We start from the raw sequence: 22,294 nt of genomic DNA, 5'->3' as shown, positions 1-22,294 counted from the left end.
GTGGCATTTTTATTTATATAAAAAGTAAGAATAGTGCACGGTTTTAAATGGTTTTATTAAAAATGATAGGTATTTAAACAGTGCTATTTACTCGGTATATACTATTTTAAAGAATAACGCTTAAACCCTCCCTCAAAGTTAATTTTTTAGTTTAATATAAGCACATATAAGTACTCGTAAGAGTCGTTTTAAAGTCTTGGATCATGCTATGTGACCAAGTAGGAGACTATAAAGTGAATGAAGTTAAATGGCCTAATTTAACTGGTCTTGGTGCGCGTCTTGTAGTTTCGCCAGCCAACAATTTTCGCCCAAAAACGGCGATGCTTGTTGTTAATGAATTTGAGCAATTCAAAAAATCTATTGAACAAAACAGTTCTAAGCAATTTGAACAAGTGTTAATGGATGCCCATTTTTATGAAGTGCAAAATGATGATGGTATTCATGCGTACTACTATAAGAACCCGGCAAAGTCTGGTATCGATCTAAACGATCTTCAGAAGGTATTTCCAGCGTTTACCAACGATATGAAAGTACCGACTAAGCAAGAAGATATTTATCTCACCAATCTACCGTTTAAGAAGAACATTCCGAACTGGAAAAGTTACTTCGCATCAGCGACCGAACGCCTTTCCGCTTTCCCTGAAGTGTATGTCAGTAAGCTAAACAATGGATCTAATATCCTTGATACGCTGAAAACCAGTCTTCAGGAATCGAATAAATCCTACTTGGCTCAATTTCAGTCTTCAAAAATTCCGTTTAATCGTCTTCAAGATTATGGCTATGAAAATATCTTCTCTAAAGTCTATCTAGATGAAGAATCGGCGATGGCTAGTGGCGAAAGTCCAGATAATCTAGCCAAAATTAAGTTGTCTCCATTTGCAGTACCCGTAAATTACGAAAAAGATGGTTCGTTACTGATTATTGATGACTTGCGCCATATTCCTGAAATCTTTGCTCATGATCCGTATGAAGCATTGGGGTTAAATGACAATATTAACCTGGTGCATTTTGCTCATGAATACGAGTCCACTTTTAATCAGCTGATTGAACATGGCCGTGGCAACAGAATGTTTAACATGAGCTTTAAAGATGTTGATGCTTATGTACAAAAATTAGCTTCTGATCTTGTTGTGATAGACCGTGTGTTTAATCAACAGCAATTGCCGTATCCAAAGCTATTAGAATCAGCTAATCAAGGTATTCCAGCTTTTTATAAAGATGAACACGGCACATGGATGGCGTCTAAACAAGGTATTGAAACACGCCTTGTAGATAAAATGGTGTATGACGCTGCCATGCTTCGCCATGATGTCTTACAACAAATGGTACGCCAGATGCCAACAGGTAAAGTTTACTTTGCCGATCTGAGCCAAGAGTTCTCTGAATTCTCTGTAAACATCGTTCCTAAGTTTAATGCGTTCTATGATCACCAATCTGCTGAAATCAAACAGCGTAAACTAGAAGAACAACTCAATGAATCAAATGTTAACGAGATCTTGAATGATCTTGATGTTAATTTTGAGGCAACTGAGAAGGCATCTATTACTGAGTCTGATCTACTCAACATTGCAAATGACCTCCCTACTCCAGAAATTGATGATGTTGCCGTACTTAAAGAGCTCTTAAAGTTTCCTGAAGAATTATTGGATGCAAGAGGCAATGACAAGGTGCGTGATTTCGCGCCGTCTATGCTTGAAATTAGACAGATCTTGGATGTCTATGTCATTCCTAAGGCTACTGAACAAGCTCAACAAATTGAGAAGCAATATAGTGATTATCTAAATCAGAAATATGCTGAAATTCAAGATGTCGTGCGCTCAGCTACACAAACAAAAAACTTCAACGTAGATGATATTCAAGCGATCTCTGACGAAATCGACACACACAATGTTGAGATCTCAAAACAGTACAATGAAGTTAAAAAAGTCTTATGGCAAAGTGAAACTTTGGTATCTGGCATTACGTCTGCAACAAATACCTTTTTGTTTAATAAAAACAGCTTCTACTACGCTAAAGATGAAAACGGCAAATTTGTAGGTTTTGAATCTGAAGTAGAAAGCAATCAACATAAAGCGGATCTGTTCAAATTACTATCTAAGCAATTCGACAATCAATTGGTTTCAATTAACACGCCTGAGCTTCAGGAATTTGTGAATAATGAAACTGCAGTTGATATGTTGATGTCACGCACGAACAATTATGTCGAGCAAAATATCAATGATTTTGTTGCTGGTGATTTTTCTGCGCCTTTAGAGCTAGAGCAAGATGTACAGCGTTTAGAGTTAAGCGATCTGTGCACGGCTGATCTTGCTAATAACGATAAATTAGCTTCAGCGTATTTTGAAGAGTTTACTCGGCTTCTTGATGAATCAAACTTTGATGAAGCATTTTTAAAACAATCTCTATCACAAACTAAAAGTGCGTCATTCTTAAAGAACGGTGTAAATGAGATTTTATTCCGTAATTTATTGGTGCCAAATGCAAGTGAAAACTTCAATCGTAAGACTAAATCTGATTCTGTTCCTGAGGATATTTTTGCTAAAACTTCATCACATACAGATGGGTTTAGTCTGGACCGTCAGTTCAATCGCTTTGTTGAGGTTCAAAGCTTCCAAAAGGCATTAACAGCCAAATATCCGCAACAAGACTGGTCATTTATCACAAAGGATGACCGTGGCGAAAACATCAAGTCGATTGCTGAAGATATGCAGTCTGACATGGAAGAAGACCGCAAAGATGCAAAGGATCTGTTGTCGAGTATCGAACGTCAGTTTTATTCTAAAAATTCGACCTTATTTGTCTCGAACATGGATCTCGCTGCAGATGAAATCTATGTTCAGATTAAACCAACGGGTGACATTGACGATTTAAAAGTTAAAACCGTTAAATCAAATGAATTTGATGAAAACAAACATTTTTCATTGTCTACCGATGGCTACAAAGCAACAAATCAAGCGTATGCGAACATTGCCAAGTATTTTGTTGAGAAAACCCTATATCTAGAAGACGGCGATTATGACAAGGCACAAAAAATAGCTGCCTTAGTGATTGCTGGTGAAGATAAAGAGCTCAAACAAGAAACTAAGAAAGTCTTTGGTGTAGAGCTGACTGCAGATGACTTGAAGCAAGTCCAAAGCATGCAGTTAGAAGATGGTAAGCTCCAGTTAAACAAAACTGCCCTACCGAACCACAACTACAACAACATTCAGCTATTCAACTATCTGAACCTGATTGATATTAATCAGCGTACAGTTTTTGGCAAATTTGATGTTGAAGTACAAAAAGAATTTGAGGTGATTAAGGAACTTCTCAAACCTAATGTAGCTTTTCAGAATAACGTTAAATATTTTTCGCTATCAGCTGAAGAAGAGAACGTACAGTTCAATAGTGAATCTGAATACTTTAACACTCAGCTAGAAAATGCTGTAAAGCACTATGAAGATCACCACGGCGCAATCAAGATCCCTGATCATGATATGTTTATCACCGTGTTTCAAAAGAATGATCTTCAGTATATACGCCTCTACAATCATAAAGACAAAAATGCGCCGTTTATTGGGCATTCAGTTTCCCTAGATGCCAATATGCATAAGGCTACTGGCTTTAATGATAGAGATGCGGTTAAAACGTCTGCGAATGCTTTGTTTAAGTTATCGACTTCACGCAACAGCATGACGTTTATGCCTCCAGCTAAGTTCACTTTTGAAAAATATTACGAGTCAGATCTCAACTTCTTCAAAGCTAAAGACAGTCAGCAAACTTTAATCAATAAAGTGTTTACGTCTTTACCAAACAAGATGTTCCAGTACATTTCTGATCATCCATCTAATTTCAACTCTAAATTAGATTTCATCAGCAATCTTAATTCTGCAACATACGAAAAGTTTGAGGATCTTAGCTACGAGAAAAAACCGAATGAAGTCACTGAGCTTCTGAGCAACATCTCTCCAGCGTACACCTATGTTATCGCTCATGTAGATGGCCAGACAGCAATCATGCCTAAAAACTTAACCAAAGTTTTTGATGTTCAGGCATTTGAAGAAGTTCATCCGTTTGATTTGGTGAGCTCTAAACTGCAGAAAAGCGATCTTAAAGAACTTTTTAGCAATGGTATCAATGGTGAACCTGATCCATTCATTAATAACCTTAAATTTAGTGTTGTATTAAAGCGTGTAGGCAATCCAGAACTTGAGGATATTCAGCCTAGATTTATGTTAGAGCAGATCGCCGTGAATGAGGCGTTTGCAGAAAAATATAAATCCTTAACCGCGTTAAATGAAGTCAATACCGTCATGCTTGAGCATGTCAAAGCTTTACAAGATACGGTTAAACAGGCTTATGCTGAGCATTTTGTAGGTTCCAACCCTAAAGTTCACCAATACAAGTTGCTAAACAAATCATCTCAACAAGATGAAACACCGCAATTGTTTATGGTTGATACGGACTATGAGCCTCAATTGACTGCCGTGCTTCTTCGTATACCGTCTCATGACTTTCAGTATCAATTGATTACTGGTTTTGATGATGTAGACCAGTATAGTCACGAAATCTTAAATGCTATCGAATCTAAGGTTAATTTCGGTACCACTTTAGAGCAATTAGCACTATCTGACTTGCCTGAAATTCAGATTAAACACAAAACTGACTTTGAGAATAAGCGGTTAGCAAGTTTGCATTTCCAAACTTTGATTACGAATACGCTTGGTGCTCTATACGATCAAACCGCACACATAAAGCCGTATATCAAAACTGAAAATCACAAATTGTTTTTGGCCATCAAGCCATCGACCGACAATGAATATGCATCGGTTAAACTTTTTGGTGATAAAGCCGATATTCACGGTGATTACAAGTCTCTGTGCGTTTTTCCTGTTAAAAGTATGCGCTCAGTTGAAGATGTCTTACAACTTCAAAACCGTGTGTTTACTGACTTCACGTTTATCGATCAATTGGTACCAAAAGACAAATATGTGCCTGTTGATGTAAAGGTAGAGCCAAGTGACTCCCCGGCTACGTACTTAGGTGATGTAGGTGCCAAGTTTGGCGGTGCACATAAAGATCGCTACGGTGAATATATTTCATTGGAATATATTTCAGCGACATCAGCCGATCAAACAGCTACGGACTATCGAAAAGTAAAAATCGTTGCAAATAAAGAATTCCAAGCTTGGTACACCAATACGCCACTCGGTATTGATGACAAAATATTCGTAAAGGCAATGTATGACTACTGCCCAACTAAACCGTTATTCTCTAAAAATGCGTTGATGCTTGATAGCCAACGTGCGACAGAATTACGTGCGTATGTGGCTGTTGTTTCTAACATCAGAAATTTGATGGTAGATACTCAAGAAGAGTTGATTCATGCGGTAAGAAACAATAAAAGCTTATCTGCTGAAAGTCTTGGTATGACTGATCGCCAACGTAAAGACTATATCGGGCTTTATAGTAAAGGTACCAAGAACAACTACAAAAACTACTTCCAATTGCTTAGCAATTTGAATGAGTACTACATTATGCCAGAACATACAGGCGGTATCAGTGTTCAGCTTGAGAAAATCATCGAAAAAACGATTGATAAAGAACTCAGTGAGATTCTATCAACAGGTAAGATCTTTGATTTTTACGGTAAGTCGAAAGTCACTAAAGATGTGAGCGATGCGATCAGCAACATGCAACGTACTGGCTTATATTCAACTGTGCTTGAACCATACGTTCTGAAAAGTGCGATTGAAAGTGGTTTAGTTAAAGCTGAATCTGCACCTATTTATGTTAAAGATCCTGTTGCACCAGTTATAGAAGCAACGACTGAAGCTGTGAATACACCTAAAGCACCACGTTTGCCGTCATTTACCAGTGAAGTGAAAAAACTTGAAAATGGTTTTGTGACTGAAAAAGTCCAATCAAGCATTTACGGATTGTTAAATTACTCTCGTACTGGTCCTGATCACCGCCAAGGTGCCGATGTGGATTCATTCAAGCTTAAAGATGACTTTTCTATCCGTGGTGTTGAAGTAGGCAATAAAGTTAGTCCTGTGGCTCAACAGTTGGTTAATGCCGTGTATGACTCATTGGCTGACTTAAAACAACTCATGGGCTTTAAATCAAACAATGGTTTATTGAACTTGGGTGTTGCTTTGGCTTCACGCGGAATTAAAGGATCTGCAGCGCATTTTGAGCTGTCTAAGAACGTGGTTAACTTAACTCGTGATAGCGGATCTGGAAGTTTGGCTCATGAGTATGGCCATGCGCTAGATGCACACTTAGGGATGTTGGAAAAAGCGGAAGTATATAAAAATCACGCTCATATGAATCGTTCTGTACTTCAGGACTATTATGAAGACATTCCTAATTTTGAGATACCAGGTGCACGACACTTCTTATCAAATATGTTGGATGCTGGATACTCCCCTGTTACTGAGTCCGGTCGTGCTTTTGAAAAGTTACATCGTGCGATGATGAATGAGCCAGTTCAGGCAATGAAAAATTACGGTCAAGTACTTCATGAGAATGCTGAGACTGCAATCAAGGCGTACTACACTGTTGCTGATTCAATGCATGATGAAGTGATTAAGAATAAAGAGAATTATCCTAATTCTACGCGCAAAACTTTAAACAGCTTCTTTGACTGGCACCAAAAGCACTATGAAGATCTCATTCGCCGTCAGTTTGAGAAAATTGAAGAGTACTTGAAGAAGTATGAGCGTGAATATAAAGCTGATACAAACCTATCTTTCTTCAGTACGGTTCAAGACAAGGTGGATGTCATTGTCTCTAAAATTAACACTGACATTAATGCTATAAGCTTTAAGTCGTTTGAGCGCTATCAGCAAAAACTTAATGATATGCGCCAGCCAGAACATCATTTACCTACAACCGGTTTGGAAGAAAAAATTACAGGTGTTGCGACTGCAGCGAATGTGGATTTAAAAACACTATCGCAAAACCTATCTGAATACTTGATAGAGTCATCTAAATACAAGTTCTATAACCTGGTAGAGAAGTACATGCCTGAGGGTGTTAAAAATCCTCATACTCAAATGCAAAACTTCTTTGATAAGCCACAAGACGTTGAAATAAACGTAGGTGATATTCGTTTTAGTGACAATCTATCGCGTTATAAAAAGGATTGTTTAAATATCGACAGTGCTGAAAATCGTGCAACGCCGTATTACGCGACCAGTACCGAAATGTTTGCCCGTTATTTTGAGACTTATTTGTACTCTAAAGTTTCAAATGAAAATGAAATGAAAAACTCATTTTTAATTGACGGCTACCCTACCGTACAACCTAAAGGTTTAGAGTTTGAGATCTGCAGAAACTTGACTGAACAATTAGTCGAAACTTGTGTGAATGAAATATTTGATCAAGATCTGCAAAACGAAAATACCCAAAAAATTATTGCTGAAGTTTCGATTGAAAAAGAAAATGAAGCTGACCAATTAAGACTTGAGATGTGAGATAACTAAATGCAATACGAAAATATTCATGAAGCAAAAACGCCACTTAAAAGCATGATTACTCGTAGTCATGCCTATATTCGCCTGTTGGTAGAAAAAAGTATGGCTGATGGTATTAAGTTTAAATATCACAACGGTAGACGTTTAACTCAAATTGATGATCCTGAGCGTGTTGTTTCTCAAATCTTCCCTTATTTTTTCCGTTTAGTTTTCTTGGAAATATCTACTTATTACGGTCAAACATTTGATGGTCTTAAGTTTCATTCTAAGAAACGTGCAACAGGAACATTGCAATTAGAGGTCAGTATTCTTGAAGACAAAATACCGAACCAATTAGAGTTTTTCACCTTTATTAGTTACGTTTTTAACTATGGGTTTTTAAAAAATCAATTCCATGAAGACTTAACCCTTTTAACCAAAGCAACAAAGTTTGCCAGTTAAAAGGTAGATCCATTTTAAATCTTAGATTTTGGTATATACTAAAAATAATTTTTAAATATTTAAACTTTCAATGTGGCTTTATAATCAAATAAAGCCATATTGATTTAGAAACAAGTTAGATATTTTTGAATTAAAAGTGTGGCGAAAGTATCAGTTTTATAAGTCAAACAGTCTGCAGTCTTTTAGGTAGCTGTTGTAATGAAATAGTCATAATTGAGTCGCTGTACATTTGATGTGTATGCCCTTTTATTAATCCCATTGGAGATGATCGAATGCAAAAACCATTGCATGAAAATCTTGAAAACTTTCTGCCTTACTTGAAAAGTGAACTCGCTGCCAAAGGTATTTTAAGTGCGTCACTCAAAACCATCTTTTTGAACTACATTGATCAGATCACAAAAGAGAATAGATTCGTCACCCATACCAATACCACCGATCGACAAATTGTATATATAGAACGTGGCGATGATGCATTGTTGTTGCGCTTTAAATATTTTGTTGAAAATAATGAGTACTTAGAAGTTGAGTTAATCATCACGGATACTCATGTAAAGTTGGTTTATGCTGAATCACCAGAATTACACTTGCTTTATGATGATGAAACACCAATTTGCTTAGATGCTGGCCAATTAATCAAGTGTACCAATGACTATGGCACATCACTTGCTACTTTAATTAGCGCCCTATTCCACTGTTTACTCAGTGATGATCCACAAAAAAATATCCAAGACGTACTTAATCAAACTAATCTTTTTGACAAAGTTTCAGATGAAAATGCCGAATTAAACAAGGGTTCACATGATTTCGATAACCGACAAAATCAAGCAAATATCTGGGTTTTCTGATTCAGATTCAGAAGTTGTTAAGGATAGTGTTTTATCCTTATCTACTGCTTTGTGGATCATGAATATACTCATGTCCACAAATTTTGTTATTGGTTTAACCAAGAGAGATCAGAAGCTTTTTGATAATGCCAAAGAAACGCTGATTACTGAAATGAAGCGGTTAAATTACAATCTTAACGATTATAAAGTACTCCCTGTTTCAAAAAAGAATGAACCGCTTTTGCTTCAAATTAAACTTGAACAAAAATCAGATCGGATCATAGATTTAGTCAATGCCAATTTAAAGGATTTATCCAAAGACGAGTCCATGGTTATTGAAGTTCTTTATGCAAATTTAATGAATAGTAATAGTGGTGTTTGCATCACTATAAGCGATATTCATGATAAAACAGCGCTTCAAGTCAGTGAGATTCTTACTGACATTTCAAAAGAATTAAAGGTATCTACTTTATCCGATGTTCTTGATATTTATGCACGACCAATTGAACATAATAATGCCAAGGTGAGCTTTAACCTGGTGAACCCATGGGCATTATCAACCGATAGAAAAAAGACTCTTTGCATTGCTGCACCCATATTCAATGAATACAACAGTCCATTTAAATTGATTGCACTTCTTCAAAATCTCATTTATCTAATTAATCAGAAGTGTACTAAAGAAACGGACCTTCTATTCGATTCCATTAACCTACCAAAATTTCAAAATAGACTTTTTGGCCAAAGCTTTTTTTATATTAATTAGGACTAACCATGAAAAACCAAACACGCCCATTTACTGTAGTGTTGTTGGCTCCTATTGCAGAACAACCTATTCATGCTTTAGTTGCGCCATCAGGTGATTCAATTCTGTTATCACAAGATACGAAAGTCTCTACTCTCGCAAATATTCCAGATATGATCGAATCTGAGTTCGGTACATATGATGAATTTCTTATCGAACATCGCGATCAATTTATGCTATTTAACCAAGTCGCATCTGATTTAGATCCTGATCTAATTTTTCCTAAAGTGCATTCAGACCTACTTGAAGATAGCTTATGTATTATTCGTTCTATTTTCGCTTTTGAACGTTTCAAATTAGAAGAAGAACAAAAGAATGCTACTCGTAAAGAGCCTAAAGAAATTAATCAAGAATATTTAATGAAACGTGCGATAGACCAGGCAATGACTTTAGAGCAAGATGTTTCTGACCTTTCATCAAATGTAGAGCGCTTACAAAGCCCGATGTCTTAAACTCCATTAAATATATTTAAAATTAACTTTAAACCCTCTCTTAAAACTTATATGCTTATTAGTAATAGTTTAAGGGTGTGGTTTAAAGTATTTTTAGATGGATACAAATTTAGTTTTTTTCGATGACTTTAACGCTACTTCTAACACCTCTTCTGGTGAAAATCACCGTTCTTTAATTAACGTACTATTCTTCTTTCTCAACTATCATAAAGGTACGTTTTTAGCTGATACGATATTTTTTGATACCCACTATCAAACAATTGACAACCGTAATATTGTCGGGGTTTTGCCTATTCTTTTTAGTATCTGCGAGATTGACCGTTCAAAAGGTCACACCGGGCAAATAGTCGATATTCAACAGGATCTAAATAACGTAGATGAAGATGATTATGAACTTGTAATTGATATAGATGATACGCAAACATTTAACTTGTTCTACCACTTCCTTAAACCATCCAATGATGCACCTGTAAAACCACACCTTAATCAACTAAAAGTATTCCCAGACAACTTAATCGATTCGATTAAACACCATGAGCTTTTAAATTACATTCTTGCTCTCATTGAGAATAAGATCTGGACCGATTCTGATGTATTTACGTATGAGTACAAAAATAGGTTTTTGTATTGCGTTTTTATCTATTTGTCCAAGACCATAGATCTAAGTTTTAATAGCTCTCACGATTCTTTCACGAGCTGGCTTGAGCTGCGTAACCTATCTTGGTTTGGTGCTAATGAAGTTGATACCAGTGACTTTGCAACATTAGAGCTTTATATACATGCCCTATCCTACACGCTAAAACTGGCAAACCATGTTGTAAAAGCAATCATCAATAATAATGTGACGCCGTTTAAAGTTGCACCGCAAGAAGAATTGTTTTACTTTTTTGCTGAACGTACAGACGCACGTTCTCCTAATGAAGAGACTACACCGCCGTATACGCCAGCGGAAGATGATGAAACTTTTTCCACTGAACTTTCTAGTGCTCCAGTACCAGCACCGTCAAATAAGGAAACACCAAAAGTAACCGATGCTTATTTATTGGTTGGTGCGGATCTTGAAGATTCTGAGTCCACAACACCAGAAAAGAATGTGATTACTCAAGACTTCAACTATCAAGCACGTTTAAATGAATTGTATGAGCTGTCAAAATCCATCAAAGATGAAATTATAGATGCTCCAATCATTTCTATTAATCAAGCGTGGAATATAGTGCAAGATAAATGGAAGTTTTATCTCGATACTTTTTCAAGTAGCTACTTCAATATGAATGATTTTGAGAAGACGGCTATTCTTAAACAATTGAAATCACTCAAAGCCAGTATTTTTATGAACTGGTTTGATATTAAGTCGGGTGCTGGCCAGCAAGTATTTATTGATCTAGTGTCATACGACACGTTTAAGATTGAGTTTCTTTCTTCTGAAGCTAAGATGATCCAAACTTACATGAAGAACCGTATTAAAAATCAGATGTATTTTGAAACTACGGCGCCACAACCAAAGTTTTTGAGAAATCTAAACAACTTATTTAATGAACGTGTCGATACGCAAAAAATTAAAGACATAGAAAACACTGAACTTTTGTTGAAGGTGAATGGCATTCTTGACGGTGTTACCAAAGATCTCATTGACAATATCAATCTGCATTTATCAAATGACATTTATCTTGTGAACTACTTTTCTAATGTAGATAAGGAACTGGAACCGCCCAAATATCACTTATTAGATATTTTGCTTCGTACTTCAGTGCTTAACCTTATCTATGTTTGTCCTACAGCATCACTCAATGCAACCAAGGATCTTCTAAATGCAATCACTGATCCTGAAATTGAGGTTTCAGCTTTTGACACATTCGACCGCAAACAATATCAAAATCAAATTGTAAAAGAACTCGCATGTTCATTCCGTCAGCGCATAGATCCATCTGAACTTTTGAAGCTAGATATTACGTAGAGTAAGCGTCCGCTGAACCCCATGCCTATTTTTTAATTCGGTTCAGGTTTCCAGCGGTGTGGTAGCAATTCTTCAATCTGAGTCACTTTATGTGTCGGCAACCTTTTCAGCACATCACTTAAATAGGCATAGGGATCCAGCCCATTCAGCTTTGCTGACTGGATTAATGTCATAATATTGGCTGCTCGCTGACCGCTGCGCAGCGAACCTGCAAATAACCAGTTCTTACGTCCCAACGCCCAGGGGCGCATCTGGTTTTCCACCCAGTTATTGCAAATCGGTAGATTGCCATCATCCAGATAGCGGCTTAAGGCTGGCCAACGCTTCAGAGTGTAATTGATCGCCTTGGCGGTTGGAGAACTCGATGGCACAGTCAGTTGATGTTGGTTGAGCCATTCATACAGTTGTTGCATCACCGGTTGACTATGCTGTTGTCGGTATTCGCGGCGCTGTTCTGCTGTACCATCGGTCTTTTTCCTGAGTTCTGCTTCTATGGCATACAGTTTCTGAATCAGCACTAATGCCTGTTCAGCGACCTGACTTTTTTTGGTCACATGCAGTTCATGGAATTTACGACGCGCATGCGCCATGCAGCCCACCTGTCATTTCCAATGAACTATGCGACATTACAAAGAACTGTGCGACAAAATTAAAAAAGTTAATAACACCTAAAAGAAGAGTAAATTGCTTCAAAATAGTCAAATGTATTCCTAACTTTTAAAAAACTTCAGCCATATCTTTTGTATTTATATTTTTCATTAAATTTATTTTCTACTACGATTCCTCTATTACATGTTCTTGGGAAAGTTTGTTCAGATGCTGAACCATGAAGAAATACTGCCCATGTAAAGTGCGGGTAACTAAACTAGTTATTGGCTTACGCATAGTTGGATCTATTAACTTACGCAATTCATTACTATCATAAGTGCGTGTCTTAAGTAGGCCATCTGGCAGAATATTATTACTATTTAAGTTCTTAACCAATAAGCCTACATTTTTTTCATCACCATATACAGAAAGGCTAATTCCGTAATCTTCTCGTGCAGTCATTACAAACACACCAGATATATGTTTATATTCGTCCGATTGAAATCTATCTGTTGATACAGGGCTGCCATTATCTTTAAATACATCAGTTCTTGTATTCCATTTAAGTTGATAAGGCTCAGTTGGGGATTCTGGAGGCTGCCAATAAGGCCTGTCTAAACCTAATAAAGCTTCTATAACAAGTGGTAAACCACTTGACCCTTTTTGTACCTCTTCAGTTACCCCAACCATATAGACATCTAGTGGATAAAACAATGAGTCATTTACAACAATTACAACTGGCTCATCTTCAGGAATAATTTTCTTCTCAATATAACCTTTTATAATATTAGCCTTAGTTTCTATAACCCCTGTCATTTTCAACAATGCTAAAGAATTCTCTCGACAATTAGTTTCATGTTTTGGAAATAACCGTCCTTGCACATCTTCCAAGATTTGCACCATTTCATCATTTGGATTCGGAGTAACAACTTCAAACCAAACTGTTTTCCCGTTTTTTGTAGCTTTGAAATCAGGTCCGAAATCTTTACTACTCAATTCAAATCCATCTCTTAAAAGACGGTCAGCAACAATTAATTCACCCAATCTTTGATGATATTGTTGTTCTAATAAAATAGCCGTGTCGAATTGGGTATCATTAAGTTCATAACCATAAAAGCGTTCTGTTAATGCTTCAAGACTTTTAAGTGCTAATTCAATTAACTCTTCACAGCCAGGATAACGCCCAAGTAAAATTTTCTTCCACTTTTCCAACAGAATATCTAGAATCTTACATTTCGCATCTTCAGTCATTATCTCGCCTCAAACAATCAAAATTAACTTACCCAAAAAACCCAATCGCCCTTAAACCTGATTTTTATAAGAATAAATCACTTTAACATTCCCAAAAAATGATCAAAGATTTAATAAAGTGGCCTTTTCTAAATACTCAAAAGTTAAGCTACCTCTCACAAGAACACTGATCATTTTCTATCTTTGCCATAATATTCTCATGCTCAAATTTTGATATAAGATTTCAAGTAAATTTAAAAAAATCAAATAAAATGTAAAATCAAAAACACTATATATTGTGCCTGAATAAAAAACTACTACTACATAAAGCAAGATTAGATAAAAATGAAACATTTTAGGAATAATTTGAAGAAAAATTTGCATATGCTTTTTTGTTCAGTTATTATTCGATTAACTTGATCTGTAAGTCAATGATCTTGGAGGTGAATATGACTCATTTCAATCCTGACATGCTTAGTATTGCACGAAACTTTCGTGGTCTTAGTCAAACTGAACTAATTGCTGTAATGGGACAGTCTATTACCCAGGCTTCATTATCTAAAATTGAAAGTGGGGACTTAAAACCCTCCGATGAAGTTATCCAAAATCTATCCAATGCCCTACATTTCCCTATACGATTTTTCGAACATATTGAAAAGCTAAATGCACTACCAATTAGTTTGCATGCATATAGAAAAAAAAGCTCTACCACAGCTAAAGCATTGAGCCGCATGAATGCTGAAATGATGTTAAAAATGGGCCATGTACAAACATTAGAATTGTTCACAAATGTGCCAAAAAGAAAAAATTCCTTACCAACTTTTAAAATTGGCCTAGATGTAAACACTCCTCAAGAAGCGGCTAAAAAGCTTAGATCATTGTGGGCGTTAGGAAATGAACCTCTTGAAAACCTAACTGCCACTGTGGAAGATGCAGGGGTTTTAGTCTTTTTATGCGACTTTAAAGATAACAATGTTGATGGCGTATCCTTAAAAATTCATGGTGTGTCTCCATGCGTATTTCTAAATGCAAACCAGCCAAATGACAGAATACGCTTCACATTAGCACATGAGCTTGGGCATTTGGTCCTCCATGAAGAGCCATCTGAGTTCATGGAAAAAGAAGCAAATGACTTTGCTGCCGAATTCTTAATGCCAGAAGAAAAAATTATTGACCAATTAGGTTCAACCAATTTAGCTCATTATCTAAGACTTAAAAAGGAATGGAAAACCTCAATGGCGGCCTTAATCTATAGGGCGTCAGAGTTAGGAACTATAACTTCAAGTCAAAGTGCCAATTTATGGCGGCAAATGGCTATGCGTGGTTATCGTAAAGTTGAACCAAATGAATTGGATCGAGAAGCGACATATAGAGTAGCTTCAATGCTCTTTGACTACGCAATAGACGCAAAAAAAACATCAACATCTGTCATTAGTGAGTTATCTCAATTATTTGACTTATATGAAGATGACTTTAAAAAACTATATTATTTTGACCTAGATTCAATGGAGACCATCGAGATGGTTTCATAAATTAAAAAGCCGACTCTATTGGGTAGAGTCGGCTTGATAGATTTTCACACAGGAAAGGCATATGGCTCTAAGCCCTACGCATACCTCATGTTAGATCTGGCTGTCAGAACCCCATTCTAACATTTAGGCCCGTAAATCTCAAGATTTACCCGCTTATTTTGGTATGCGTCCTGAAAAACGAGCCGCCAAAATAGGAGGGCTAACAATGCCTACCGAAAATCAAGACTTCGTGTTTTGTAAATCTTATCGCCATAAATCTGGAAAAATTATTGTCCATCCAACTGGATATTTTAAATTTCCTAGAACTCGGCCATTGAAAGAAGAAAAGGATGCTATCCGTAATAAAAAATCGGATGATCCTGATAACTCAAACTCAATATCGTAAACGAGGTTAAATAACCTACTGCTGTGCAACAAAGTTCACAGCAGTAGGTTACTTAATTTTTCTGATCGCACTTAATTTTATGCCCCATTTTAGTACATGGGCTCAGAGAGAATTATGACAACTCAACAGCAGTTTCTTGACCTACTTTCCGATATTGAACCATCTACAACAACGGTTAATGATTGTTCAAGCGCACATAATACGCTTCGTGATGCTTTAAAAGTGCATAATGAATTCAGCAAAGTACATGTGCATACGTTCTTATCAGGTTCTTATAAAAGAAATACGGCAGTACGTCCGACCACCATAGGCGGGATTACACAAAGACCAGATGTAGATATTATTGCTCGCACCAACCATACAATTAACGATGATCCCCAAATTGTCTTAGATGCAGTCCATACAGCATTAAAGGATATTGGATATACCGATCTTACCGTTAACCGTCGTTCAGTAAATGTTAAGTTGAAAAAAGTTGATATGGATGTTGTCCCTATCATTTCAGATGGATATGGTGGCTATCTGATTCCAGACATTCATCTTGAAGAATGGCTAGTTACCAACCCTCCAGCCCATACCGAGTGGACTGTTGAGGTGAATAAAAATGCAAATGGTCGATTTAAGCCTCTTGTGAAGCTATTTAAATGGTGGCGTCGTGAGAACTTATCTGATTTAAAACGACCAAAAGGATTCATTTTAGAATGCCTGGTTGCCAAGCATATGAATTACTACGAATCCAACTATGAAAAGTTGTTTGTTTATCTTTTAGAAACAATCAGGGATTCTTATGGGATTTATGCGTCACTAGGCATAATTCCACATTTAGAAGATCCTGGTGTTGCAGGCAATAATGTTTTTTCTGCGGTCACAGCAGATGAGTTCAAAACCTTTTATGAAAAGGTAAAAGAACAAGCTGCTATTGCACGAAATGCCTTAAATGAAACAGATGATGATAAAGCATTAGCTCTATGGCGGCAGGTCTTGGGTAATCGTTTTCCTCGTTCGGCATCACACAAAAGTGCAAATTCTGCTGATATGGCCAGCTCTTTAATCCGTTCAGCTTTAGGTGCAGGATTAACATTTCCATCAACCCCTGTTTATCCAAATAAACCAGGAGGCTTTGCGTAATGGAACTGCTAAAAACACCATTAGAACGCTTGATTCAAGAACGGCAGTTATTGACCGATCTTGAAAATGAGGAAAACAGTTTTAAGATTCAGGAGTGGAACTCAACAGACACTAATGAACTGCATTTAAACTTCTCTCTCAAGATAGGAACTATAGATTTTAATGGTGTTTTAGTATATCCAGAGCTTTTCCCAGAGCTACCAGCATATATACGCCCACAAAACTCTGGTGAAAGATGGAGTATCTTGCACCAGTACGGTGGCTCAGGAGTGCTGTGTCTAGAATACGGTCCAGATAATTGGAATACCAATATCAGTGGAGTGGAACTAATTAGAAGTGCCCAGATTCTTTTATTAACAGACGCAATGACTGTATTGGAGATGGATGTAGAACCTGTGCCCTCTAGGCATTCTGAAACAATAGGTCAAAAATTAAGAGGTATTTCAGAAAGGTTCATTGAAACACCAATGTTACGTCACATACTCTTAAATAGTGACCCTGAAAAAATGGACTTTAAGGTTGCCATCTCAAGCTTTCGGGACAAGACTGTTATTGTTCCAACAAATATTCAGAACAAACCTCTACCTGACATCGTCCCATCATTTTCTAATGAAAGATTTGAATTGTCTGGATGGGCAATAAGAGTTGATTCTGTTCATTTATTAAAGGAATCTGTAAATGATCGACTTTCGTTAGAATCCTTTTTAGGCAATTTATGGCCTACTCAGGAGGAATTCACAAGTTCCATAAAGCCTCTATTGTTATATGACTTAAAAGGTAACTTGGAACTATTCTTAATTAATAATACAGCACCACTTTTCGTAAGTTATCCAGCTATTAATCTACATGATGATCAGAATCAAAGATTGCCAGCACAATTTAGCAATATCAATGATGCAAAGATAGTAATTATTGGTCTTGGATCGTTAGGAAGTAAAATTGCAATTTCACTGGCACGGTCTGGCTGTAAAAACTTTCTACTTATTGATGATGATATTCTGGCACCCCAGAATCTTGTCCGTAATGAACTCAACTGGTTAGATGTTGGCTTTGCTAAAACCCATGCTGTTGAAAGAGCATTAAAACGAACTGCATTAGACATGCAGGTTGAAACGTATGAAATGCAAATTGGTGGACAGGAAAATCCTCATTTAAATTCCAATATTGCTAATGCCATTAGTACATGTAATCTGATTATTGATGCCACAGCAAGCTCACATACATTTCTAACCTTAGCTGCGATTGCTAAAAGAAAACATATACCAATGGTATGGGGTGAAATCTTTGGTGGCGGTGGTGGAGCAATGATGGCCCGTAGTCGCCCAACGTTAGATGCCTCACCTTTAGAGCTTCGCAATCATATTTATGGTGTCTTACAAACGTTGGAACCAATCCCAGAAGGCAAAGTTAATAATTACGGCTTTCAAACACAAAACCAAACATATATTGCATCAGATGCAGATGTAACGGCTCTTGCAGCGTCTATGACTCAGTTCATATTAGATACTTTATGTACAATTGATGAGCAATCCTCTTATCCATATTCAGCATATTTAATAGGGTTCCGTAAATATTGGATATTTCAATGTCCTTTTGATACCCATCCTATCGATTGTTCAGGTGCGTTAGTAACAGAATCTCCTACGGATAAACAGATATCTGAAAGTGAAAATGGCAATTCTATTGAAGAACCTGAACCGATAAAAGGTTAATACTAATGCTGAAAATATCCATTCCTACTGATATACAAATTTTACTGATAAAAGCCCTGTTGAAGTCTGGAACCCACGAATGTGGCGGTGTTTTAATGGGTGAGCATATAGGTACAAACCATTTTAGAGTTAGCTCATTAACTGTTCAAAAGAGTGGAACGATAGCATCCTTTGTACGTGGAATTACGGATGCTATTAAAGCAATTCGCCTTTTTCATAAATCAACAAACAATAATTATCAAAAATTTAACTATTTAGGTGAATGGCATAGCCATCCTCTCTTTAGTGTACAACCCAGCAGTAAAGACCATCACACCATGAGGGAATTGGTGTCCGACCCAAAAGTGGGTGCAAATTTCGTAGTCTTACTGATTTTTCATTTAAAAAACAATCATCTTGAGGGCAGTGCCCACACCTACCTACCAGATGGTTCCTGTTACCCATCCACCCTAAATTTAGAGAGATAATAATGAGTGCAAGTCTGTTAGAAAAACAATCAACTGGTGGTGCAATTGCACGAGTAGGGTTTGAGTATCAGGATGCTTTTGTATTAAAGAACTTGCCTCTCTGGCTATCTGAAAGTGCTTTTAGCCACATTGTGAGTGAATCAATAGGTGATGTCGAGGTTTGCTACTTCTCTTCAGAAAACGAGTTACAGCGTGTCATGTATGAAGCCAAAAATCATCCGCTGACTTCTACAGATTTTTGGAAAGAAATTAAGCGCTTCAAGGAGGCTTTTGATATTCCATCAGGTGAATATACTCGCTTTGGTTTAGTATGCCCACTCTATACCTCTACACTTCACCCATTTCTTGCCCAAATTGAGAGAATTAGAGGTGTTGGTTCTTCATACAGTGCAGATTCTGTGATTTTACAAAAAAGTCGTCAGGATATTATTCAGTGGTGTAGCGATAAAGGATTCGAAACCTCACTTGCTGAGTTCGCACTTGATCATGTTGATTTCCTGTCTTTCAATGCTGAAGATAGTGACTCTGTATTTATAGGTGAAATTGAAGAGAAATTATCCAATATTGAACTCACTACACGTAAAGCCAAACAGTTAAGAGATCAGTTTAAAAACCTGATTTCTCGTTCTTCTTTTGGTCCAATATATCGCAAAGACTTTGAAAATTTTATTTGCCATGCTCTTGAAGAAGATAGAAGCCAGTGGCTATTAGATCCTATTAAAATTAATCTTTCAGCATCATCCAGTCAGTATCAAGACTTAAACTTAGATATTAGTGATTTCAATGGTCCTGATCGTGCTCAAAAAACCTCCAGCGACTGGAACAACCTAATCAAAAAAGCAGTATCGATTGGGGATTTCATTCATAGCAGTGGTGACCGTAGAACCCTCCTTATAGATGGCAAACAAAGAATGTCCACCGCATGTATGCTTGGCTATGTTTTTAGTGCCACACGTAATTTCCTACTTGAAATAGAACATAATGGCCTCGCATATCGCACTGATGACCATAAGCAAAAAGAGGGACAATTTTTTACTAAAATCGACGCTGTTGAACGACAGGGTGAAACTGAAGCCATAGTCACTATCGGATTTCCTACAGCTATAGGTAACGACATTGACTCTACGATTAATGAAGTAAAGAACTTGCCTAGATTGAATTTAGAAAGCTCCCATGCCATTGATAATATGGAGACTCTAAATCTTGCTGTGAGAGAGGCAAAATCTGCTTTAGTTTCATTTAAATCCGAAAATAAGTTATCTAAATTACACCTCTTTATTAAAGCACCCTCAGTTTTTGCAATGGTCTTGGGACATCGCTTGAATGGTATTTGCGATATCCAGCTTTACGATTGGGTAGATGGACAATATATCCCTACAGCCGAACTGAACTTATAAGAAGAATTGACTAGTCGATAATATTACCAATAGAGAGGTTGATCATGAACAATCATTCTAATGAAGAAAATACTGATAACTCTTCAGATAAAAAAAAATCACCCGCATTCAAAGTTCTTGAATCCAATGCTGAAAAGTTCTTAATGGTGTGGTGGTATGGGGCGTTAGCAAAAGCTGAACGTAGAAATACCCAACCTAAAGTTCATGTTGCTTTTAGGGAACTTCTGGAAGATTACACACCCACAGATAATTTTATTTTTATTGATGCCAATATGACAGATTTGGTGTCTTGGCCCATTGGCACAGTTTGGCATCATGAACGATTGGTTGATTATCTTCCCTTAGAAATACGGGAGTTTGATATTGACCATACGGATTTTAAACATACCTATATTCAAACATATAAGCGAGACGAAAAGACAGGGAAAATAGATCATTTCTTCTCAGATAGGAATAAATTTTATATTAACCCAGGCCAACGTGAGAATTGTATTTCTTTTTCTTTAAAGGATCAGGAATATAAGGAGCTTCTCGTACCTTGTTTTGAGTTTCTGGTAAGAGGATATGGTCTCTCTACAGAACTTCCTAGAATTCTGACAACATATGATGAGGCCGAAAGACATGAACGGCTCTACACACCTCATCCAGAAGAAGAAAATACCTGGACGATCCTTATTGGTGATAGCCTCACATCAGATGATCATGTATTTATTGCCTACTATAAATACAGCGAATATACCCAGGATGCCGTAAGGATATTATTTAGCAGTATTGCAAAACATGATGATTTTACTCAAAGAAACCATATATACCCTAAAGTAATGCCATGGCATGAGGAAACGAGAAAAATTAGGGTTTCAGGTTTTTGTATTCCTGACACCAATGCTTTTTTAGCCTTGACAGTTCTTGGAATAGAACTACCTGATCAAACACTTATCAGACGTGTTCCAAAGGTAATTCACCGCATTAAGAAACCTGTAGATGTCAACTCACCTAATCCTCCTCAGTTGCAACTAGGTCCTGGTCAGATTAACGTATCTGAAGATCAAGGAGGGCGCAAACCATTATTACAATCGGTTATTTTAGGTCATGAATTTACATGGTTAGGTTCAGGCCCTATCGGGGAAAAAAGTAAAACAAAGTATGAAAGAACCATCACCCAGCCACAGAGAAAGAAAAATACTAAAGAAACCAATACAGTTGGTACAGGAGAACCTGATAGCTCTAAGGAAGTTCTAAATGTCCAAATTAACCCGACCACTAATGGAGATACAGAGTTTGAAGCTCCAGATCATGGAAGAATCATGGGCCTATGGAATGCATGTTTAAAGGCACGTTTGTTAAATCCCAGTATTGTCAATGCAGTCCACTATTATACTTTTGAGGAAGAGTTTGATTACAACGATAAACCCACTCTCATGGCCTTTTTCGTTAATTCAGAAACATTAAATAATAAAGATATTACAGATGGAGAAAAACAAGCTTATAAAAATTGGTGTTATGCAAACTCAAATAAAACAGCACTTCGTGGAGCATTGATCATCCGATTATCTCTTGTAAATTGCCCTCCAGTTTATCTTTTCGATATACAACCAGCGACTTACGTTTCCACTGTAGATGGGGATAGTGTTCTCAAGGAGCGTGGGCATGCTGGTCTAATATTTAGGTCAAGAACCGTAGAACAATTTGAGCAGTATATTTCTGGGCTCATGGAGAACCTGCCTTCGTCAGAGGGTTCTTATACGACAACTCTCCTAGGTTCCAATTTGGTTACTCAATTATTTGTTTTTAGACATTCAAAATCTGCTGGCTTGTCAGAGGGTGAATCAACGTTATTGAATGCTCTAAGAAAAATTGGAATTACGAATATCAAGTTAAAGGAGGAAAAGGAGGAAAAGGAGGAAAAATAATTTTCGAATCTT

14 protein-coding genes and 1 pseudogene are annotated in these 22,294 nt (G+C 36.9%); 13 read left to right on the top strand and 2 right to left on the bottom strand.

All coding sequences use genetic code 11. The features are described 5' to 3' along the window. Nucleotides 1-233: 233 nt before the first annotated feature. The 6 genes from AC13CK_RS08355 (at nucleotide 234) to AC13CK_RS08330 (ending at nucleotide 11,933) form a co-directional block, all read left to right on the top strand. Nucleotides 234-7,460, top strand: a complete 7,227-nt coding sequence (locus AC13CK_RS08355) for an LPD1 domain-containing protein (protein ID WP_482831080.1) — start codon at nucleotides 234-236, stop codon at nucleotides 7,458-7,460. Between the two features lie 9 nt (nucleotides 7,461-7,469). Further along, nucleotides 7,470-7,901, top strand: coding sequence for a hypothetical protein (locus tag AC13CK_RS08350; protein WP_005005806.1), 432 nt, complete (start codon nucleotides 7,470-7,472; stop codon nucleotides 7,899-7,901). Nucleotides 7,902-8,173: 272 nt separating this feature from the next. Beyond that, entirely contained in the window at nucleotides 8,174-8,746 is a 573-nt protein-coding gene (locus tag AC13CK_RS08345; protein ID WP_005005807.1) for a hypothetical protein, read from the top strand. Next, the gene (locus AC13CK_RS08340) at nucleotides 8,700-9,488 is read left to right on the top strand and encodes a hypothetical protein (protein WP_005005808.1); all 789 of its coding nucleotides are present in this window, start codon (nucleotides 8,700-8,702) and stop codon (nucleotides 9,486-9,488) included. The genes AC13CK_RS08345 and AC13CK_RS08340 overlap by 47 nt, the downstream gene beginning before the upstream one ends. A gap of 8 nt (nucleotides 9,489-9,496) precedes the next feature. Further along, nucleotides 9,497-9,979, top strand: a complete 483-nt coding sequence (locus AC13CK_RS08335) for a hypothetical protein (RefSeq protein ID WP_005005809.1) — start codon at nucleotides 9,497-9,499, stop codon at nucleotides 9,977-9,979. Between the two features lie 97 nt (nucleotides 9,980-10,076). After that, the gene (locus tag AC13CK_RS08330; RefSeq protein ID WP_482831079.1) at nucleotides 10,077-11,933 is read left to right on the top strand and encodes a phosphohexomutase domain-containing protein; all 1,857 of its coding nucleotides are present in this window, start codon (nucleotides 10,077-10,079) and stop codon (nucleotides 11,931-11,933) included. 32 nt (nucleotides 11,934-11,965) lie between these two features. Here AC13CK_RS08330 and tnpC read toward each other — a convergent pair. Both tnpC and AC13CK_RS08320 read right to left on the bottom strand, forming a co-directional pair. Next, nucleotides 11,966-12,535: pseudogene (gene tnpC, locus AC13CK_RS08325) on the bottom strand (IS66 family transposase); the annotation flags it as partial. 172 nt (nucleotides 12,536-12,707) lie between these two features. Further along, nucleotides 12,708-13,772: a hypothetical protein gene (locus AC13CK_RS08320; protein ID WP_087527703.1), complete on the bottom strand. Its 1,065-nt coding sequence runs from the start codon at nucleotides 13,770-13,772 to the stop codon at nucleotides 12,708-12,710. Between the two features lie 428 nt (nucleotides 13,773-14,200). Between AC13CK_RS08320 and AC13CK_RS08315 the strand changes: the two genes are divergently transcribed. From AC13CK_RS08315 to AC13CK_RS08285, 7 genes are all read left to right on the top strand, one after another. Next, nucleotides 14,201-15,283, top strand: coding sequence for a helix-turn-helix domain-containing protein (locus tag AC13CK_RS08315; protein WP_087527704.1), 1,083 nt, complete (start codon nucleotides 14,201-14,203; stop codon nucleotides 15,281-15,283). Between the two features lie 205 nt (nucleotides 15,284-15,488). Continuing rightward, the gene (locus AC13CK_RS08310; protein WP_001141890.1) at nucleotides 15,489-15,668 is read left to right on the top strand and encodes a hypothetical protein; all 180 of its coding nucleotides are present in this window, start codon (nucleotides 15,489-15,491) and stop codon (nucleotides 15,666-15,668) included. 114 nt (nucleotides 15,669-15,782) lie between these two features. Then, the gene (locus AC13CK_RS08305) at nucleotides 15,783-16,796 is read left to right on the top strand and encodes an SMODS domain-containing nucleotidyltransferase (RefSeq protein WP_087527705.1); all 1,014 of its coding nucleotides are present in this window, start codon (nucleotides 15,783-15,785) and stop codon (nucleotides 16,794-16,796) included. Continuing rightward, complete coding sequence (locus AC13CK_RS08300) at nucleotides 16,796-18,508, top strand: ThiF family adenylyltransferase (protein WP_131229838.1); 1,713 nt, start codon at nucleotides 16,796-16,798, stop codon at nucleotides 18,506-18,508. The genes AC13CK_RS08305 and AC13CK_RS08300 overlap by 1 nt, the downstream gene beginning before the upstream one ends. A 5-nt stretch (nucleotides 18,509-18,513) precedes the next feature. Further along, nucleotides 18,514-18,975 (top strand): Mov34/MPN/PAD-1 family protein, encoded by a 462-nt coding sequence (locus tag AC13CK_RS08295; RefSeq protein WP_058952365.1) that lies wholly within the window; start codon nucleotides 18,514-18,516, stop codon nucleotides 18,973-18,975. A 2-nt stretch (nucleotides 18,976-18,977) separates the two neighbouring features. Beyond that, nucleotides 18,978-20,372, top strand: coding sequence for a CD-NTase-associated endodeoxyribonuclease Cap4 (gene cap4 / locus AC13CK_RS08290; RefSeq protein ID WP_087527707.1), 1,395 nt, complete (start codon nucleotides 18,978-18,980; stop codon nucleotides 20,370-20,372). A gap of 44 nt (nucleotides 20,373-20,416) precedes the next feature. Further along, a complete protein-coding gene (locus AC13CK_RS08285) occupies nucleotides 20,417-22,282 on the top strand; it encodes a hypothetical protein (RefSeq protein WP_087527708.1) in 1,866 nt (621 codons plus the stop codon). The last annotated feature ends 12 nt before the right edge of the window (nucleotides 22,283-22,294 follow it).

The sequence above is a fragment of the Acinetobacter sp. L-24 genome (genome assembly GCF_056857555.1).
Note: the sequence above shows the minus strand (reverse complement) of the source record. Positions and strands in the feature narration are given on the sequence as shown.

What these genes read in the sequence shown, in the direction of transcription:
- AC13CK_RS08315 (WP_087527704.1), top strand. Translation starts at nt 14,201, where the DNA reads ATGACTCATTTCAATCCTGACATGCTTAGTATTGCACGAAACTTTCGT.
- AC13CK_RS08295 (WP_058952365.1), top strand. Translation starts at nt 18,514, where the DNA reads ATGCTGAAAATATCCATTCCTACTGATATACAAATTTTACTGATAAAA.
- AC13CK_RS08350 (WP_005005806.1), top strand. Translation starts at nt 7,470, where the DNA reads ATGCAATACGAAAATATTCATGAAGCAAAAACGCCACTTAAAAGCATG.
- AC13CK_RS08300 (WP_131229838.1), top strand. Translation starts at nt 16,796, where the DNA reads ATGGAACTGCTAAAAACACCATTAGAACGCTTGATTCAAGAACGGCAG.
- AC13CK_RS08335 (WP_005005809.1), top strand. Translation starts at nt 9,497, where the DNA reads ATGAAAAACCAAACACGCCCATTTACTGTAGTGTTGTTGGCTCCTATT.
- AC13CK_RS08345 (WP_005005807.1), top strand. Translation starts at nt 8,174, where the DNA reads ATGCAAAAACCATTGCATGAAAATCTTGAAAACTTTCTGCCTTACTTG.
- AC13CK_RS08285 (WP_087527708.1), top strand. Translation starts at nt 20,417, where the DNA reads ATGAACAATCATTCTAATGAAGAAAATACTGATAACTCTTCAGATAAA.
- AC13CK_RS08310 (WP_001141890.1), top strand. Translation starts at nt 15,489, where the DNA reads ATGCCTACCGAAAATCAAGACTTCGTGTTTTGTAAATCTTATCGCCAT.
- AC13CK_RS08340 (WP_005005808.1), top strand. Translation starts at nt 8,700, where the DNA reads ATGATTTCGATAACCGACAAAATCAAGCAAATATCTGGGTTTTCTGAT.
- AC13CK_RS08305 (WP_087527705.1), top strand. Translation starts at nt 15,783, where the DNA reads ATGACAACTCAACAGCAGTTTCTTGACCTACTTTCCGATATTGAACCA.
- AC13CK_RS08330 (WP_482831079.1), top strand. Translation starts at nt 10,077, where the DNA reads ATGGATACAAATTTAGTTTTTTTCGATGACTTTAACGCTACTTCTAAC.
- AC13CK_RS08320 (WP_087527703.1), bottom strand. Translation starts at nt 13,772, where the DNA reads ATGACTGAAGATGCGAAATGTAAGATTCTAGATATTCTGTTGGAAAAG.
- cap4 (WP_087527707.1), top strand. Translation starts at nt 18,978, where the DNA reads ATGAGTGCAAGTCTGTTAGAAAAACAATCAACTGGTGGTGCAATTGCA.